Here is a 15,121-nt window from a genome sequence, read left to right as displayed (position 1 = left end):
CCAAAACGCTTTAGGCCCCATTATATTCGAAGAACACGGCCGAGACATCGTCGCCCATACCGCTTTTAGGTGACATCACCTGTGTCAGGCGCCAGAACAAATCGTCCAAAAACTCAGGCCCACCGCGACCCACCGCACAGTCGAGCGCCATATCCCGCAAGCCATCCTCATCCAGCAATCCGCCTTCGGCCAAAGCACATTCTGTGAACCCGTCTGAATGCAGCAACAACCGGTCCCCGGGCTCCATCTTCGCCTCAATCTGCTGAAACTTCACCTCCGGGATCAACCCGATGGGTAGCCCGCCTTCGCCTAGAAACTCGGTCGTGCCATCGCGTCGCAGCATCAACGGATGTGGGTGCCCCGCCTGAACCATCCTGATATGCCCGTTGCGCAGATCGACAATGGCATAGACCATCGTGAAATATTCTTCGATCCCCGCGTCCGCCAGCAATCGGGAATTCAGCATCCCTGCGACCTCTTCCGGGGGAAGCAGGGCGTAGAATTTGTCAAACCGCTTTTCCATGGCGACGTTCTGTTCGAAATGTTTGCTGGACAGATAACCACCCAACCTTGCTGTCATCATGGCCGAGGTGATACCGTGACCGGACACATCAATGCTGTAGAACCCAAGGCGGTTCGGACCGGGTGAGAACATCCCCACCAGATCGCCTCCGATATGTCCGCAAGGCTTCAACAACAGACTGACGCGCGATTTACCGAACTCTTGCGTGAGGTCAGGCACCAGCGATTCCTGTATCTTGCGGGCTTGGATCAGGTCCTTGTCGATGGCCTCATGCGCCAGTTTCAGCTCTTGCAGGGCGGATTCGATCAGTCGGTTCTTCTCTGACAATTCACGCTGCATATCCAAAATCCGCGCCCCGGCCGAGATACGTGCGCGCAACTCATCTGCCTCAAGCGGTTTGATCAGGAAATCATCCGCGCCTGCATCCAGACCGCGCGCAACCTCCTGCTTTTCGCTTTTGGAGGTAAGCAGGATGAAATAGCTGTAATGTTCCGCCTCAAGCGCACGGAAGGCGCGGCAGAACTCAAGCCCGCTCATCTCCGGCATGACCCAATCGCTGAGAACAAGGTCTGGCGCGGCTTCGGTACAGATTTCTATCGCCGCCTCGCCGTTGTCGGCCTCAAGCACCTCAAATCCCCATTTCTTGAGCGAGGCCACCAGAATGCGCCGTTGCAGGCGGCTGTCATCTACCACCAGCACCCTCTGGATTGCACCGAAGTTCAGATCGGATCTGGTTTCTTCAAGACTTGCCGCTGGCACTCTGCAACCCCACACGCTTCCTTTTATCGGGATAGTGCGACCCTAAGTGTCAGGGGCTTAACATCGGGTGAAAGCCAATAGAGGCCGACGCTTAACCCGGTATTTACTCAAGCCGGGCTACCAAGGATCAATTCAATTCCGATGCAGGACGCGACCCATGATCCACTGGCCCCGAGTTCGACAACTACGTGACGAGGTTGGCGCTGATGAATTCGATGAGGTTGTCGAGATATTTCTGGACGAGGTGCAAGAGGTCATCGCCCGCCTGCACGCAGACACCGCGCGGCAGGATCTGGAACAGAACCTGCATTTCCTGAAAGGCAGCGCCTTAAGCCTTGGGTTCGAGGTGTTCTCGAAGCTCTGTCAGGATGGCGAAAGGCTGGCCGCCTCAGGTGAGGCGGCAAAAGTCGATCTATCCGAAATCCTCGCCGTGTTTGCTGCGTCGAAATCAGTGTTTCAAGCCGAACTTAAAGACAATCTGCACTAGATCACAAACTGTGCCAGCGTCTCATCCTCGGTGATGTCGGTATAGGTGAACCCGGCCTCATCTAGGTGCGCAAAGAGGCGGGCGAAGTTCTCAGGCTTGCGAGTCTCGATCCCGATCAATACCGAGCCGAAATTGCGCGCCGATTTCTTCATGTATTCGAACCGGGCGATATCGTCTTCGGGTCCGAGGATGTTCAAGAACTCTTTCAACGCGCCGGGGCGCTGCGGCAGGCGCAAGATGAAGTATTTCTTGACCCCGGAATAGCGCTGCGCGCGCTCCTTGACCTCGGGCAGACGCTCAAAATCGAAATTGCCGCCAGAGGTGACACAAACAACCGTTTTGCCACGGATAAAGCTTTGCACATCAGCAACCGCCTCGATCGCCAAGGCACCGGCGGGTTCCAGAACGATGCCTTCCACGTTTAACATTTCGATCATAGTGGTGCAGATGCGATCCTCGGACAGGACCAGCACATCCGATAAGTGACGGTCTTTCAACAGCTCAAACGGCTTGGCACCGATCTTGCCGACCGCCGCGCCATCGACGAAGTTATCTACGTGATCCAAGGCAACCGGATGCCCTGCAGCCATTGCCGCGTGCAGACAGGCCCCACCTTTGGGTTCGACAAACAAACAGTGGGTCCGATCGCCAAACCAGGCTGCCACGCCGGACGACATGCCACCTCCGCCGACCGGCAGGATGACATGGTCGGGCATGCGGCCAAGCTGTTCCTCAATTTCGACCGCAAGTGAGGCCTGGCCTTCGATCACATCCTCATCATCGAACGGCGACAGGAAATGCCCGCCCTCCTTTGCGCACCAAGCTTGTGCCGCCGCAAGCGTGTCGTCGAAGTAGTCACCGCTGAGGTGAACCTCGATATTGTCGCCGCCGAAAATACGGGTCTTCTGGATCTTCTGCTGAGGCGTGGTGACCGGCATGAAGATCACCCCCTTCACATCCAGATGCTTGCACATGAAGGCCACACCCTGCGCATGGTTTCCCGCGCTGGCACAGACGAACAAATCCTGCCCTTGCTGTTTGCGCATGGCGTTGAACGCGCCCCGGATCTTGTAGGAGCGGACCGGGCTGAGGTCCTCTCGCTTGAGCCAGATATCAGCACCGTAGCGGTCAGACAGATGGGCATTCCGCTGCAAAGGCGTTGCCGGAAACACAGAGCGCATCGCCTGTTCGGCAGCGCGGGCACGGGTCATGAAATCGCTCATGCCGGTTTCAGTGGCTTATCCTAAGCAAAAGGGCAAGGAATACATGTGTGTACGAATTACGACAGCGCGCGTTTTTCGATAAAGACGCCGTAGAACGTTGTCAGGATGCTGACATTGATTAAGGGCACGATCAGCATACTGGCGAAAACCACCACCAAAGCGCCAATAAATGGGACAATCAGAAGCGCTGCGAACAGAAGCTGAAGCCCCATCTGGAACAACACCAGCAACACAACCAGTGCCACTATGGTTCCGTTCGCTCCGTCAGTTGCCCGCCACGCGTCAGTCAGTTTCAGCGGTTCACCTATTGCTGCGGCAGGCATGATCGGAGACACCCGGTAAAAGGCCACGGAAAGACCCACAACAACCAGAAGCCACGCCAATATGCCCATCGCGGCCGAGGCCTGCGTCAAGAATCCGATGACGAGCATCGTCGGGATCAGGACGATCACGCCCAGCAAGGCCAGCATCACCATCCGCCCAATGTAAGCGAGCATTCGATCCGATCTGAACGCGGGCAGAAAACCGGCAGGGTATTCTTCGAGCAGGACAAAGCGATGCCAGGACACGATAATCCAAACCATGATCGCAAATAGGGAGGCCAGCACGCAGAACAGGAAAGCTGTGACCGCGCCCGGCGAGGCGGCATCCGGCAGACCGTTTGGTTCGGTCGAGATATCTTCGAACGATATACCAAACAGAAGGCTGAATGCGATGATAACCAGACCGCCGATCAACGCCGGGATCAGCGTGATCTGAATCGCCTGTTTCAGGTTCCGCAAAACCATCTTGATCGAATGCATGAAAATCTCGAACGCCAACATCTGGAAATACCCCTGCTCAACCATCTCTTGTTCTTTGTCCGGCCGTTTCACCCCAATTCCCGGCCTGCGTCAATCCACACTGCTTGCCCCCGACCACAAAACCCGTTAGGGGCCAATCGTCTTGCGAATAAGGGGAAGTCAGATGTCCGCGCCTAAGAAAGTTGTTCTGGCCTATTCCGGTGGCCTTGATACCTCGATCATTCTGAAATGGTTGCAGACTGAGTATGGTTGTGAGGTCGTCACCTTCACCGCTGATCTGGGTCAGGGTGAGGAACTGGAGCCCGCCCGCCAAAAGGCTGAGATGCTGGGGATTAAACCCGAAAACATCTATATCGAGGACATCCGCGAAGAGTTCGTGCGCGACTTCGTTTTCCCGATGTTCCGTGCAAATGCGCAGTATGAAGGTCTGTACCTGCTGGGCACCTCGATCGCGCGGCCTCTGATCTCGAAACGTCTGGTAGAGATCGCGCAGGAAACCGGTGCTGATGCCGTAGCACATGGCGCGACTGGCAAGGGCAACGATCAGGTCCGCTTTGAATTGGCCGCGTATGCACTGAACCCTGAAATCAAGGTCATTGCCCCGTGGCGCGAGTGGGATTTGACCAGCCGTACTCGACTGATCGAATGGGCCGAAGCGCATCAGATCCCGATCGCCAAAGACAAACGTGGTGAGGCCCCCTTCTCGGTCGATGCCAACCTGCTGCACACCTCCTCCGAAGGCAAGGTTCTGGAAGACCCTGCCGATATGGCACCCGACTACGTCTATCAGCGCACCGTCCACCCTGAGGACGCGCCGAACGAGCCCGAATTCATCGAGATCGGTTTTGAGAAAGGCGACGCAGTCAGCATCAATGGCGAGGCGATGAGCCCGGCCACCATCCTGACCAAGCTGAACGAATATGGCGGCAAGCACGGCATCGGTCGCCTTGACCTGGTCGAAGGCCGGTTCGTTGGAATGAAGTCGCGCGGCATCTACGAAACTCCGGGCGGCACCATCCTGCTGGAAGCACACCGTGGTATCGAGTCGATCACCATGGACCGTGGCGCGATGCACCTGAAAGACCAGCTGATGCCGCAATATGCCGAGCTGATTTACAACGGTTTCTGGTACTCGCCCGAACGCGAGATGCTGCAGGCCGCCATCGACAAAAGCCAAGAGCATGTCACCGGCACCGTGCGCGTGAAACTGTATAAAGGTCTGGCCTCGACCGTGGGCCGCTGGTCCGATCACTCGCTGTATTCCGAGGCGCATGTGACCTTCGAGGAAGACGCTGGTGCCTATGATCAAACCGACGCCGCAGGCTTTATCCAGCTGAACGCACTGCGTTTGAAACTGCTAGCGGCACGCGACAAGCGTCTGTCCAAGTAACCTGGCCAAAAGCTTAGAATTTAGAACCCCGGCAATCACATGGTTGCCGGGGTTTTCTTTTGTCCAGCGGACCCAGCGTCATGCTTGCCGGATGTGGGGCCATGTCTTTACGCATACGTCAAGTTTGAAAGGACAGACCATGCTGCAAGAGATCGCCGACGGAATTCAAAAAGGGTTGAACGGCAAAAGCTTTGATGGCTCGCTCAAGTTCGATTGCGGCGACGCGGGTGTGATCGTGCTGGCCGACAATCAGGCCACCACGCAGGATCAGGATACCGATTGCACCATCCGCATCTCGCAGGACAACCTGACCAAACTGCTGACCGGCAAGCTGAACCCAATGACAGGCGTTGCGTTGGGCAAGCTCAAGATCTCGGGCAACATGGGTGTGGCGATGAAGCTGGGGCAGCTGCTGGGTTAATCGCCTTCTGAGAACACATCAAACGCCTTCAGCGCCTTTGCGCTGTAGGCAAAAGACGGGCCTCCGCCCATATAGGTCGCCATCGAGAGCGCCTCGCACAGTTCCTCGCGAGTGGCGCCGAGACGCACCAGTGATTTCACGTGAAACCCGATGCAGCTGTCGCAACGTGTGGCGATGGCAATGCCCAGCGCGATCAACTCCTTGGTTTTTTCGCTTAGGGCGCCATCGGTTTTGGCCGCCTTGCCCATCATCCCGAAGCCGCGCACCGTTTCGGGGACCTCTTTCGAGAGGGTGCCGATATTGGCCTCGGTCTCAGCCATGAAGTCTTTCCAGTCCATACTGTGCCTCCTTATCCGCGTTCGTCCGCGCCCATGCGACGTTCCAGCCAGCGTACCCCTGCGCTGATGATCAGAACCAGGATCAGGTATTCAAATATCAGCAAGGTGTAGATTTCCAGCGGGCGGTATTCCGTCACCACCAGCTCATTCGCGCGGCGGGTCAGTTCCTGCATGCCGATGACACTGGCAAAGGCGCTCATCTTGACGATGTAGATGAACTGGTTTGCCAAGGGCGGCAGGATACGTCGGATCGCTTGCGGCAAGATCACGTAGCGCATGGTTTGCACGTAGTTCAGCCCGATGGTCTGGGCCGCCTCGCGCTGGCCGCGTGCGATGGATTGGATACCGGCGCGGTAGATTTCGGCAGTGAAGGCGCTGTCGGAAATCGCCAGCGTGATAATCGCGCCCCAGAAGGGATCAATCGGGATGTTCAGACCCATCGACTGGAACACGATCGGCAGTCCGTAGAACACCCAGAACAGCATAGGCAACAGCGGAATGGCGCGAATGAACTCGACATAGACCCTGTTCAGCAGCCGCCAGACGCGTTTCTCGGACAATCCGGGCAAGGCGACCAACAGGCCGATCACAATCGAAAGCGCCGCCGCGATCAGAGAGATCAGGATCGTCGCGCCCATGCCTGAGATCAGGAATTTCACGTTGGTCCAGCCGGAGTCAGTCCGCGGGTCGATGACATACCAGCCCCATGTCTGGGATGAAGAGCAGCCTGCCAGCAGCAGAAGCGGTATGAAAAGAAGTGCTTTTTTCATCATACCCACTCAGTGCTGCAATATCTGGCTGAGGAACTTGCGGCACCGCTCCGAAGTCGGATTGGTGAAGAAATGCTCTGGCTTGCCCTGCTCCACGATCTCGCCCTCATCCATGAAGATCATCTTGTCAGCGACCTTGCGGGCAAACCCCATTTCATGAGTGACCACGACCATGGTCATGCCTTCATGCGCCAGCTCAACCATCACGTCCAGCACCTCGGCGATCATTTCGGGATCGAGGGCCGAAGTCGGCTCATCAAATAACAGAACTTTCGGCTCCATGCACAAGGATCGGGCGATGGCCACGCGCTGTTGTTGCCCGCCAGACAATTGGGTTGGGCGCTTATCGGCCTGATCCGGGATGTGGACACGCTCAAGATAGTGGCGCGCACGCTCTTCGGCCTGCGCACGGCTTAGCCCTCGCGCCTTAACCGGGCCAAGGGTCAGGTTGTCCAGAACGCTCAGATGCGGGAACAGGTTAAACTGCTGAAACACCATGCCGACCTCGGATCGGATGGTCGCGGCGGATCTGGCGTCATCCTTCAGTTCTACCCCATCAATTCGGATGGTCCCTTTCTGATGTTTCTCTAACTGGTTGATACAGCGCACGACTGTGGACTTGCCCGAGCCGGACGGCCCGCAGATCACAACCTTTTCACCACTATTGACCGTAAGGTTGATATTCTTGAGGACATGGAACGTATCGAACCACTTGTTCACATCGACAAGCTCGATGGCGGGGTCTGGCATTGGTCGATCTGTCCCTAGTTTGCGCGGGTGGATTGATTTATTGGGCCTGCGCCCCCTATCCCGCTTAAAACAACGAACTATATATGGCAGCAAGTCCCAGCTGCCACCAACAGGAGAATTAAATGAACACAATCTGGAGAGCAGCCGCAGTCGCTGCGCTTGGTCTGGTCCTGTCAGGCGCAGCCCACGCGCAATCGGCACTGAACGAAATTCTGGATTCCGGTGTGTTGAAGGTCGGCACGACCGGTGACTGGAACCCGATGTCCCTGCGGGATCCGGCCACCAACAGCTACAAAGGCTACGACATCGACATCATGAACGAACTCGCCGCCGATTTGGGAGTTGAGGTCGAATACGTCCCGACCGATTGGAAAACACTGGTGAACGGCGTTGTGGCGAAGAAATACCACCTGACCGGCTCGGCCTCGATCTCGCCGCCACGCATGAAGGTTGCCGGGTTCTCGGACAGCTATATCTCAGTTGAGCTGTTCCCCTACACGACCAAGGACAAGGCCGACAAATTCGACGGATACGAGTCGATCAACCAGCCGGGTGTGACGGTCGCGACAACGCTGGGCACCACCTTTGAAAAGCGTGTCCGCAAGTGGTTCCCGAATGCAGAAATCAAAGTAGTCGAAGCCCCCGCGCGTGGTTTTCAAGAGGTGATCGCCGGACGGGCTGATGTGTTTATCACATCGAATATCGAAGGCTCGACTCTGGAAGAGAAGTTCCCGATCGAGCGTGTGAAGAACGCCGGTCCACGCTCGCCCTCGCCGATTGCGATGATCCTGCCGCAGGATGATCAGGTCTGGATCAACTATGTGAACAACTGGATTGAGGTGAAGAAAGCCCAGGGCTTCTTTGAGGAAAACCAGAAGAAATGGGGTCTGTGATCCTGCCAACGCCCGGCCTAGCAGCCGGGCGTTTTCTTGCCCTCTCCATGGGTAAACAGGTCGGTCAATAAACTCAGGTCACCAGCGCGTGACATTCCATGTCAGGCAATTGCAACTTGTCGGAACACCGGTCACCTTGAGTCTCGGAAGGAGACATACCATGACCCGGACTGCATATCTCGACTATCTCAAACCTGCCCTGTTGTTTACGTTGATTGCACTGGCCGCCACCTTGCGCGCCGTCCCGGCCCCGGCTGCAGGGACTGAGACTCTGACGGTTGCCGGCGGATGTTTCTGGTGTGTTGAATCCGATTTCGAATCCGTACCTGGCGTAGTTGGCGCTGTGTCCGGGTTCACGGGTGGCTCTGTCTCCAACCCGACCTATGATCAGGTGACCAAAGGCGGCACGGGTCATTACGAGGCGGTTCAGATCACGTTTGACCCCGCACGCGTCTCACGTGAAACACTGCTGAACATGTTCTTCCGCTCGGTCGATCCTACAGATGCAGGCGGTCAGTTCTGCGATCGGGGAGAGAGCTACCGCACGGCGATTTTCGTCTCTAACGCAGGGGAAAAAGCGCTTGCGCAACAGGCAAAGACCAACGCGCAACGAGCCCTCGGCCAAACGGTCGTCACCCCGATCCTGCAGGAGGGCGCGTTTTATCCGGCCGAGGCATACCATCAGGACTACTACAAAGGCGACAAGCTGGTGTTCACCCGCTTTGGCCCCAAACGCCAGAAGAACGCCTATAAAGCCTACCGCAATGCCTGCGGTCGGGATGCTCGGGTGAAGCAGCTTTGGGGAAACGACGCGCCCTTTGCCGGATCTTAATCCAACTGCGCGTCCCGGACTTCCCTCAGATCCGGAATGACATCTGCAGTGCCGTGCCGCGTGACCATCAAGGCTGCGGCGCGGTTTGCTTGTAGAATGGCCTGTTCCATCGGCATGCCACGGTCCATCCCGGCCAAAACATAGCCGGTGAACGTGTCCCCTGCGCCTGTCGTATCCACCGCCTGCACCTTGTGAGCCGCGAAATCCACGGGGTCACAACCTTGCTGCAAATATCGCACGCCTTTCGACCCAAGCGTAACGATCACATGGCGCACCGGCAGTTCCGCTGCATCCAGCCCGGTTTCCTGCCGCAATTGCTCGGCCTCGACCTCGTTGAGAATCAAGAAATCCAGAAAGGGCAGAACCTCTTGCACCGATTGCGCTTGAAACGGAGCGGCGGCGTAGCAGACGGTCAGGCCAAGCTCATGCCCTAGACGGGCCGCTTCGACCTGAGCGTTGGTTTCGTTCTGCAAAACCAGAATATCCCCGGTATTGGCCGAGGCCAGCGCCTGCCCGATCTGCGCGCTGTCCAACGCGTGGTTAGCGCCGGGGTAGAGGATGATAAGGTTCTCGCCCTGCGCGTCCACAGCAATGATCGCGTGACCGGTCGGCACATCCACCTCAGCGATGAACCGCGTGTCGACGCCATATTCCGTCAGCCGATCCTTGGCCCAGCGCCCATCCGGACCGACAGCACCGATATGGCTGACCCGGGATCCCGCGCGCGATCCGGCAACGGACATATTGGCCCCTTTGCCGCCCAGAAAACGCTCAAGGCCGTCTGCCGCCAAGGTCTCCCCCGCCGCAGGCAGGTGCGGCAGGCCGTAAACCATGTCGGCGTTGATCGAGCCTAGGTTCCAGATCGTCATGACTTGCCAATATCGCAGGAGGCCAGAATGGCCATGTTCAGGATATCATTGGCCGTCGACACGGTCGAACAGATCTGAATCGGCTTATCGACACCAGACAGGATCGGGCCGATCACGGTGGCGCCGCCCATTTCTTGCATCAGTTTGGTCGAGATCGAGGCCGAGTGCCGCGCGGGCACGATCAGGATATTGGCCGGGCCGGTCAGGCGCTGGAACGGGTATCCGGCCTGCTGGTCCACGTTCAGGGCAACATCGACGGTCATCTCGCCTTCGTATTCGAAATCAACGCCGCGCTGGTCCAGAACCGCAGGCGCGCGGTGCATCTTTTCGGCCCGCTCTGAGACCGGATAGCCAAAGGTCGAGAAGCTGACAAAAGCCACGCGAGGTTCAAGCCCCATATGGCGGGCCACGTCGGCCGAGCGTTCAGCGATATTGGCCAAATCGTTCTCATCCGGCCATTCATGCACAAGCGTATCACCGATCAGAACAATGCGCCCCTTGTGCAGCAACGCCGTCACGCCCGCCGCGCCATGGGCGGCGTCGGCGTCAAATACATGGTTGATCCGGTCCAGCACGTGGGCCGATTTGCGTGTCGCCCCCGTCACAAGGCCGTCGCCATGCCCATGCGCCAGCATCAGGGATGAGAACACATGCCGATCCCGGGCCGCCAGACGGTGGATATCCTTGGGATCAAAACCTTTGCGTTGCAAACGGTTGTACAGGAAATTCGAATAGGTCTCGAGATGCGAGGTGTTGGCGGCGTTCACCACCTCAAGTTCACGCACCGCATCGCCCAGACCAGCCTCTTCCAGCTTGGTTTTCACATCATCTGGACGGCCCACAACCAGCGCCTTGCCAAAGCCCGAGCGCTGATAGATCACCGCAGCGCGCAACACGCGCGGATCGTCTCCCTCGGCAAAGATCATGCGGCTTTGTGCCTGGCGGGCACGGGCGTTCAGGCCGCGCAAGATGCTGGCGGTCGGGTCCATGCGGGATTTGAGGCTCAGCTCATACGCCTCCATGTCGATGATCGGACGGCGGGCCGCTCCGGTATCCATCCCGGCCTTTGCGACCGCCGGAGGGATGCGGTGGATTAGGCGCGGGTCAAACGGTGTCGGGATGATATAGTCCCGACCAAAGGTAAGCGACTTGCCATAGGCCATGGCGACCTCATCCGGCACATCCTCACGGGCCAGACGGGCCAGAGCATGGGCACAGGCGATCTTCATTTCGTCATTGATGGCGCGCGCATGGATATCCAACGCACCTCGGAACAGGTAGGGGAAGCCCAGAACGTTGTTCACCTGGTTCGGATAGTCGCTGCGGCCTGTGGCAACGATCGCATCAACGCGGACCTCATGCGCCTCTTCCGGCGTGATCTCAGGATCCGGGTTCGCCATCGCGAAAATCACCGGATTGTCGGCCATGCTGGCAACCATATCCTGCGTCACAGCCCCCTTGACCGAAACGCCCAGGAATACATCCGCACCCTTCATAGCATCTTCAAGCGACCGCAAATCGGTTGAGATCGCATGGGCCGACTTCCACTGGTTCATACCCTCGGTCCGGCCCTGATAGATCACGCCTTTGGTGTCACAGACAATGCAGTTCTCATGCCGCGCACCCATCGACTTGAGCAGCTCGATACAGGCGATGCCCGCAGCACCTGCACCGTTCAGAACGATCTTAACATCTTCAATTTTCTTGCCCGAAATATGCAGCGCGTTCAGCAGACCCGCTGCACAGATCACCGCCGTGCCGTGCTGGTCATCATGGAAGACGGGAATATCCATCTCTTCTTTCAGGCGCTGTTCGATGATGAAACATTCCGGCGCCTTGATGTCTTCGAGATTGATGCCACCAAAAGTCGGCCCCATCAGACGCACCGCGCGGCAGAACTCATCCGGGTCCTCGGTGTCCAATTCGATATCGATCGAATTCACGTCGGCGAACCGTTTGAAAAGGACGGATTTCCCCTCCATCACCGGTTTCGACCCCAGCGCGCCAAGATTTCCAAGGCCCAGCACGGCGGTCCCGTTCGAAACCACGGCCACAAGGTTGCCCTTGTTGGTATAATCATACGCCGTTTCAGGCGCTTCGGCGATAGCCTCGCATGGCACCGCCACACCCGGGCTATAGGCCAGCGACAGATCGCGTTGCGTGGTCATGGGAACAGTGGCCTGCACCTCCCACTTGCCGGGGGTCGGGTCGAGGTGAAAGGCCAGTGCCTCTTCTTTGGTGATCTTCGCTTTGGGCATCTTAAATGTCGTTTCCATGACTTCGGGGCTGATGCGTCATAGCGCAGCCACGCGCGGGCCTCAACGAGAATGAGTTTTCGGCTTTTACAGAAGATGGGGGATTTGTAAGGTCACGTCCGGAACACGCCAGAAGGGGGCCGCTTTTGTCCACAGTCACGCCGATGATGGCGCAGTACCTCGAGATCAAAGAGGCCCATGCCGACGCCCTTCTGTTCTACCGAATGGGCGATTTCTACGAGATGTTCTTCGAGGACGCCGTTAACGCCGCCGAAGCGCTGGACATCGCCCTGACCAAGCGCGGCAAACACAATGGTAACGATATCCCGATGTGTGGTGTCCCGGTGCATGCGGCCGAGGGCTATTTGCTGACCCTCATCCGCAAAGGGTTTCGCGTGGCCGTCTGCGAACAAATGGAAAGCCCTGCGGAAGCGAAGAAAAGAGGCTCTAAATCAGTGGTAAAGCGCGATGTCGTGCGTCTAGTGACGCCCGGCACGCTGACCGAAGACGCCCTGCTTGAAGCCCGCCGCCACAACTTTCTGGCCACCTATGCCGAGGTCCGTGATGAGGCCGCACTGGCCTGGGCCGATATCTCGACCGGGGCGTTTCACGTGATGCCTTTGACCTCCGTGCGGCTCAGCCCAGAGCTGGCGCGGCTTGCCCCATCCGAGCTGATCGTTGCTGACGGGATGGAGCAGTCGCTGAATGAAACCGTCCGCGACCTTGGGATTTCTCTGACGCCTGTCGGGCGGGCCAGTTTCGACAGTACCGCGGCGGAAAAACGCATATGCGGGCTGTTTCACGTGGGCGCGCTGGAGGCGTTCGGGTCCTTTGGTCGGGCTGAGATTTCGGCAATGGGTGCCCTGATCGACTATCTTGAGATCACGCAGAAGGGCAAACTGCCCCTCCTGCAAATACCCCTCAAGGAATCCGAAGACCGCGTGGTACAGATCGATGCCGCCACGCGCCGCAATCTGGAGCTGACCCGGTCTCTGTCGGGCAGTCGCGCCGGATCGTTGTTGTCGGTGGTTGACCGCACAGTCACGCCGGGCGGGGCACGGTTGCTGGAACAACGCCTCTCAAGCCCGTCCCGCAATTTGGATGTGATCCATGGCCGTCTCGACGCCGTCAGCTTTGCCGCCGAAGATAGCTTGATCGCCTCGGACCTGCGCGAGGCCCTGCGCAAAACCCCCGATCTGGACCGCGCCCTATCTCGCCTGTCGCTTGAACGTGGCGGGCCCCGCGATCTGGCTGCCATCCGCAACGGCCTGACCCAAGCCGCTGCAATTGCGGGCATCTGCGAAAGACTGAATCTACCTGTTTTGCTGGCAACTGCCTTGCAAAACCTTGTTGGCTTCGACGACCTTTTGAACCTGCTGGATGAGGCTTTGGTGGCCGAACCACCCCTGCTGGCCCGCGACGGTGGCTTCATCGCCCCCGGCTTTGACCCCGAACTGGACGAAGCGCGCACCCTGCGCGACGAAGGCCGATCTGTCATTGCCGGGTTTCAGCAGAAATATGCGGAACATACCGGCATCACCTCGCTGAAGATCAAGCACAACAACGTGTTGGGCTATTTCATCGAAACCACGGCTACGCATGCCGAGAAGATGCTGAACCCGCCGTTCTCCGAGACCTATATCCATCGCCAAACCACTGCTAATCAGGTGCGGTTCACGACTGTCGAACTCTCGGAGATCGAAACCCGTATCTTGAATGCTGGAAATCTGGCTTTGGAGGTCGAAAAGCGGCTCTATAAAAGGCTTTCTGACGAGATTTTGGCCCTTGCCGCCCGCCTCAATCAAGCCGCCCGAGGACTGGCCGAGCTAGATCTGACCACCTCACTGGCCGATCTCGCACGCGGTGAGGCTTGGTGTCGCCCGCAGGTAGATACTTCGCGCGCCTTTGAGGTTCAGGGCGGACGCCACCCGGTGGTCGAACACGCGCTGCGCCAGCAAAGCGGCGATGCCTTCGTCGCAAATGACTGCGATCTCAGTGCCGAAGACGGGGCCGCAATTTGGCTGCTGACCGGTCCCAACATGGCCGGTAAATCAACTTTCCTCCGCCAGAACGCTCTGATCGCCCTACTGGCCCAAATGGGCAGCTACGTCCCTGCGGAACAGGCCCATATCGGCCTTGTCAGCCAGCTTTTCAGCCGTGTCGGAGCATCAGACGATCTCGCCCGAGGCCGCTCGACCTTCATGGTCGAAATGGTCGAAACTGCCGCCATTCTGAACCAAGCCGATGACCGCGCACTGGTCATTCTGGATGAAATCGGCCGCGGAACCGCCACCTATGACGGCCTCTCCATCGCCTGGGCCACGCTGGAGCACCTGCACGCTGCCAACCAATGCCGTGCCTTGTTTGCCACGCATTACCACGAACTCACCGCGCTTGCTGGAAAGCTCAAAGGCGTCGACAACGCCACTGTGGCCGTGAAGGAATGGGAAGGTGAGGTCATCTTTCTTCATGAAGTCCACAAAGGCGCCGCCGACCGATCCTATGGCGTGCAGGTCGCCCAACTGGCGGGTCTGCCCGCCTCAGTCGTTGAACGTGCCCGCATCGTGTTGGATCAACTGGAAAAAACCGAGCGTGAGGGCGGTAAACAAAAATCCCTGATCGACGACCTTCCGCTCTTCTCTGCCGCTCCACCACCGCCGCCGCCTGCGCCGAAAGCCTCACCAGTCGCAGACATGCTGAACGACATCCTGCCAGACGAGCTGACCCCCCGCGAAGCACTCGACTTGATCTACAAACTGAAAGAAGCGGCCAAATCCTGACCGCCCCTTCTTCTGTTCAAAAATACCT

The 15,121-nt window shown here is 58.1% G+C and carries 14 protein-coding genes; 6 read left to right on the top strand and 8 right to left on the bottom strand.

Annotated features, from left to right (window positions below):
* Positions 1-10 precede the first annotated feature (10 nt).
* On the bottom strand, positions 11-1,282 hold the full coding sequence (locus tag ACR0C3_RS18595; RefSeq protein ID WP_480759873.1) for a PP2C family protein-serine/threonine phosphatase: 1,272 nt from the start codon (positions 1,280-1,282) through the stop codon (positions 11-13).
* Between the two features lie 157 nt (positions 1,283-1,439).
* On the opposite strand from ACR0C3_RS18595, the gene ACR0C3_RS18590 reads away from it, so the two are divergent.
* Entirely contained in the window at positions 1,440-1,769 is a 330-nt protein-coding gene (locus tag ACR0C3_RS18590) for an Hpt domain-containing protein (RefSeq protein WP_480759872.1), read from the top strand.
* Here the strand turns inward: ACR0C3_RS18590 and ilvA are convergent.
* Both ilvA and ACR0C3_RS18580 read right to left on the bottom strand, forming a co-directional pair.
* Complete coding sequence (gene ilvA / locus ACR0C3_RS18585; RefSeq protein ID WP_480759870.1) at positions 1,766-2,992, bottom strand: threonine ammonia-lyase IlvA; 1,227 nt, start codon at positions 2,990-2,992, stop codon at positions 1,766-1,768. The two genes, ACR0C3_RS18590 and ilvA, sit on opposite strands and share 4 nt — an antisense overlap.
* 56 nt (positions 2,993-3,048) lie before the next feature.
* Positions 3,049-3,867, bottom strand: a complete 819-nt coding sequence (locus ACR0C3_RS18580; RefSeq protein WP_480759869.1) for a hypothetical protein — start codon at positions 3,865-3,867, stop codon at positions 3,049-3,051.
* A gap of 91 nt (positions 3,868-3,958) precedes the next feature.
* Here ACR0C3_RS18580 and ACR0C3_RS18575 point away from each other — a divergent pair, with 91 nt between their 5' ends.
* Together ACR0C3_RS18575 and ACR0C3_RS18570 are read left to right on the top strand one after the other, a co-directional pair.
* The gene (locus tag ACR0C3_RS18575) at positions 3,959-5,185 is read left to right on the top strand and encodes an argininosuccinate synthase (RefSeq protein ID WP_170470725.1); all 1,227 of its coding nucleotides are present in this window, start codon (positions 3,959-3,961) and stop codon (positions 5,183-5,185) included.
* A gap of 139 nt (positions 5,186-5,324) precedes the next feature.
* The gene (locus ACR0C3_RS18570; RefSeq protein ID WP_170380220.1) at positions 5,325-5,606 is read left to right on the top strand and encodes an SCP2 sterol-binding domain-containing protein; all 282 of its coding nucleotides are present in this window, start codon (positions 5,325-5,327) and stop codon (positions 5,604-5,606) included.
* Here the strand turns inward: ACR0C3_RS18570 and ACR0C3_RS18565 are convergent.
* Genes ACR0C3_RS18565 through ACR0C3_RS18555 form a run of 3 tightly spaced genes read right to left on the bottom strand, consistent with a single transcriptional unit; the run spans position 5,603 to position 7,464 of the window.
* On the bottom strand, positions 5,603-5,944 hold the full coding sequence (locus ACR0C3_RS18565) for a carboxymuconolactone decarboxylase family protein (protein ID WP_480759867.1): 342 nt from the start codon (positions 5,942-5,944) through the stop codon (positions 5,603-5,605). The genes ACR0C3_RS18570 and ACR0C3_RS18565 overlap by 4 nt on opposite strands.
* Positions 5,945-5,955: 11 nt before the next feature.
* Positions 5,956-6,714, bottom strand: coding sequence for an amino acid ABC transporter permease (locus ACR0C3_RS18560; RefSeq protein ID WP_480759866.1), 759 nt, complete (start codon positions 6,712-6,714; stop codon positions 5,956-5,958).
* Between the two features lie 9 nt (positions 6,715-6,723).
* Entirely contained in the window at positions 6,724-7,464 is a 741-nt protein-coding gene (locus tag ACR0C3_RS18555) for an amino acid ABC transporter ATP-binding protein (RefSeq protein ID WP_480759864.1), read from the bottom strand.
* A 122-nt stretch (positions 7,465-7,586) separates the two neighbouring features.
* On the opposite strand from ACR0C3_RS18555, the gene ACR0C3_RS18550 reads away from it, so the two are divergent.
* Together ACR0C3_RS18550 and msrA are read left to right on the top strand one after the other, a co-directional pair.
* Positions 7,587-8,357 carry a transporter substrate-binding domain-containing protein gene (locus tag ACR0C3_RS18550; protein WP_480759863.1) on the top strand — a complete coding sequence of 257 codons (771 nt, stop codon included), beginning with the start codon at positions 7,587-7,589 and terminating at the stop codon, positions 8,355-8,357.
* Between the two features lie 160 nt (positions 8,358-8,517).
* Complete coding sequence (gene msrA, locus ACR0C3_RS18545; RefSeq protein WP_480759862.1) at positions 8,518-9,189, top strand: peptide-methionine (S)-S-oxide reductase MsrA; 672 nt, start codon at positions 8,518-8,520, stop codon at positions 9,187-9,189.
* On the opposite strand, the gene ACR0C3_RS18540 is transcribed toward msrA, so the two are convergent.
* Both ACR0C3_RS18540 and ACR0C3_RS18535 read right to left on the bottom strand, forming a co-directional pair.
* Entirely contained in the window at positions 9,186-10,058 is an 873-nt protein-coding gene (locus ACR0C3_RS18540; RefSeq protein WP_480759860.1) for a ribokinase, read from the bottom strand. The two genes, msrA and ACR0C3_RS18540, sit on opposite strands and share 4 nt — an antisense overlap.
* A complete protein-coding gene (locus ACR0C3_RS18535; protein WP_480760008.1) occupies positions 10,055-12,316 on the bottom strand; it encodes an NADP-dependent malic enzyme in 2,262 nt (753 codons plus the stop codon). Before ACR0C3_RS18535 ends, ACR0C3_RS18540 begins: the two co-directional genes overlap by 4 nt.
* 161 nt (positions 12,317-12,477) lie before the next feature.
* On the opposite strand from ACR0C3_RS18535, the gene mutS reads away from it, so the two are divergent.
* Positions 12,478-15,093 carry a DNA mismatch repair protein MutS gene (gene mutS / locus ACR0C3_RS18530; RefSeq protein ID WP_480760006.1) on the top strand — a complete coding sequence of 872 codons (2,616 nt, stop codon included), beginning with the start codon at positions 12,478-12,480 and terminating at the stop codon, positions 15,091-15,093.
* The last annotated feature ends 28 nt before the right edge of the window (positions 15,094-15,121 follow it).

This window comes from Ruegeria sp. CK3, from assembly GCF_056536565.1.
The sequence above is the reverse complement of the archived record's forward strand: the minus strand, read 5'-3'. Positions and strand labels throughout refer to the sequence as shown.

Bases quoted from the DNA above. Each gene is read 5' to 3' on its own strand.
- ACR0C3_RS18550 (WP_480759863.1), top strand. From the start codon at position 7,587: ATGAACACAATCTGGAGAGCAGCCGCAGTCGCTGCGCTTGGTCTGGTC.
- ACR0C3_RS18535 (WP_480760008.1), bottom strand. From the start codon at position 12,316: ATGCCCAAAGCGAAGATCACCAAAGAAGAGGCACTGGCCTTTCACCTC.
- ACR0C3_RS18590 (WP_480759872.1), top strand. From the start codon at position 1,440: ATGATCCACTGGCCCCGAGTTCGACAACTACGTGACGAGGTTGGCGCT.
- mutS (WP_480760006.1), top strand. From the start codon at position 12,478: ATGATGGCGCAGTACCTCGAGATCAAAGAGGCCCATGCCGACGCCCTT.
- ACR0C3_RS18565 (WP_480759867.1), bottom strand. From the start codon at position 5,944: ATGGACTGGAAAGACTTCATGGCTGAGACCGAGGCCAATATCGGCACC.
- ACR0C3_RS18570 (WP_170380220.1), top strand. From the start codon at position 5,325: ATGCTGCAAGAGATCGCCGACGGAATTCAAAAAGGGTTGAACGGCAAA.
- ACR0C3_RS18555 (WP_480759864.1), bottom strand. From the start codon at position 7,464: ATGCCAGACCCCGCCATCGAGCTTGTCGATGTGAACAAGTGGTTCGAT.
- ACR0C3_RS18540 (WP_480759860.1), bottom strand. From the start codon at position 10,058: ATGACGATCTGGAACCTAGGCTCGATCAACGCCGACATGGTTTACGGC.
- ACR0C3_RS18575 (WP_170470725.1), top strand. From the start codon at position 3,959: ATGTCCGCGCCTAAGAAAGTTGTTCTGGCCTATTCCGGTGGCCTTGAT.
- ilvA (WP_480759870.1), bottom strand. From the start codon at position 2,992: ATGAGCGATTTCATGACCCGTGCCCGCGCTGCCGAACAGGCGATGCGC.
- msrA (WP_480759862.1), top strand. From the start codon at position 8,518: ATGACCCGGACTGCATATCTCGACTATCTCAAACCTGCCCTGTTGTTT.
- ACR0C3_RS18560 (WP_480759866.1), bottom strand. From the start codon at position 6,714: ATGAAAAAAGCACTTCTTTTCATACCGCTTCTGCTGCTGGCAGGCTGC.